Origin of the sequence: Vannielia litorea, from assembly GCF_018424695.1 — a bacterium.
Lineage (GTDB): Bacteria > Pseudomonadota > Alphaproteobacteria > Rhodobacterales > Rhodobacteraceae > Vannielia > Vannielia litorea_A.
On sequence record NZ_QTNQ01000211.1, the window covers coordinates 1 to 627 of the forward strand.

The 627-nt window shown below is 70.2% G+C and carries 1 protein-coding gene; it reads left to right on the forward strand.

Annotated elements, in window-relative coordinates:
• On the forward strand, positions 1–572 hold a 572-nt coding region (locus DYI42_RS24015), incomplete at its 5' end, for a SulP family inorganic anion transporter (RefSeq protein WP_244868125.1).
• Positions 573–627: the final 55 nt, after the last annotated feature.

Here is a 627-nt window from a genome sequence, read left to right on the forward strand (position 1 = left end):
CCCCCGCCCTGCCCGAGATCAGCGCCGCGCGGCTGGCCGAACTGCTGCCCTCGGCCTTCGTCATCGCCTTCCTCGCGGGCGTCGAATCCCTGCTCTCGGCCATGGTCGCCGACAGGATGATCTCAGGCGCCCACCGCCCCAATGCCGAACTGATGGCGCAGGGCGCGGCCAATATCGGCGCTGCCCTTTTCGCCGGGCTGCCCGCAACCGGGGCCATCGCGCGCACCGCCACCAACATCCGCGCGGGCGGCAAGACGCCGGTCGCCGGGCTCGTCCACGCCCTGACGATCCTCCTCGTGATGCTCATGGCCGCCCCGCTGGCAGGCTACATGGCCATGCCCGCGCTGGCCGCGCTGCTGATCCTCACCGCCTGGAACATGAGCGAGCCGCACCGCTGGGCCGGGCACCTGAAAGGGCGCCACTCCGACCTCTTCCTGCTCGGCCTCACGCTGGTTCTGACAGTGGTCGCCGATCTCACGGTTGCCATTGCCGTGGGGGTCGCCCTCGGCCTCGCCCTGCGCCTCGCCCGCCGCGACGTGCCCCCCTCGGACTGGCAGCCGCCCGACAGATAGGTGCCACGAAAAAGGGCGAAGCAAAGCCCCGCCCCATTTTCTTGCTGTAAATACT